This window comes from Myxococcus vastator (assembly GCF_010894475.1).
Taxonomy (GTDB): domain Bacteria; phylum Myxococcota; class Myxococcia; order Myxococcales; family Myxococcaceae; genus Myxococcus; species Myxococcus vastator.
The window spans coordinates 1-1,002 of the sequence record NZ_JAAIYB010000889.1 but is presented as its reverse complement, the minus strand read 5'-3'; the positions used below and the strand labels follow the sequence as shown (position 1 = coordinate 1,002).

Here is a 1,002-nt window from a genome sequence, read left to right as displayed (position 1 = left end):
ATCCAATACTTATCGCATGTGACGAAGCCCATCTCTACCTACCAAAACAACAGAACGCTAATCCACTGGAGCGAGCTGCAGTTGAGAACATGGAGCGCATCGCAAAGGAAGGAAGAAAATATGGCGTTGGCCTTATGGTCATCAGCCAGCGACCTTCAGACGTGAGCGAAACAATACTGAGCCAATGCAACAACATCATCAGCCTTCGACTCACGAACCCTGTCGACCAGCAGACCGTCAGGATGTTGCTGCCAGATAATCTTGGGAACATATCTCAGATCCTGCCGCTCATGGATGTAGGCGAAGCCATTGTTGTGGGTGATGCAGTCCTGCTCCCTACATTGATTAAAATTCAAACACCCGCAGAGCCACCAACAAGCACCACAATCGCATTCTGGGATGAATGGGGGAGCAAAAACACAAGACCCTCAGGCTTCTATGCACAGATCACGGAAAATATCAGAAAACAAGAGCGCACCTAGGCTACCAGCAGGCCATTGCGCCCAAAATTGTTAAGACAATGCGGCCATTCCCATATCAACTATTCACACATAGAGCGATGGCCGCATCCTCACCACGAACTTACTCGTTGCGCCGGACCGAATTTGTGTCGAAATGAATCAGGTTGATGCCGCCGCAAAATAAACTCACCCCATGTCCCCAAATGGTTTGACGTCGCGCACCTCGTTTGTGGCAATCGGCAAGATGAGACGTATACGGTTTTGGGCCGCGTCACTTCAAACAAGATGGCATTCTTGTGGCAGCACACGCATGGTCCACACTTCTCGCACTTGACCGGCAGCTAGAGTCCTGAAATGGGCGGATATACTTGTTCCAGGATTCCGCAGATTTCATCCCGAAGGATGCAACAAAAGATCGCAACAATCAGGAAAAGCCGACCCACCGGGCACAACTGTTCAGGGCACGTCCTCCCCCTAATTCTGGGAGCGCACAAGACCACTGCTGGTGGTACAAGCCCAGGCCGTGAAAGCACCCCAGCCC

1 protein-coding gene is annotated in these 1,002 nt (G+C 51.4%); it reads left to right on the top strand.

Annotation, left to right across the window (positions count from 1 at the left end; all coding sequences use genetic code 11):
* Positions 1–482, top strand: a 482-nt coding sequence (locus tag G4D87_RS38140; protein ID WP_163787631.1) for an ATP-binding protein, incomplete at its 5' end; no start/stop codon positions are given.
* Positions 483–1,002: the final 520 nt, after the last annotated feature.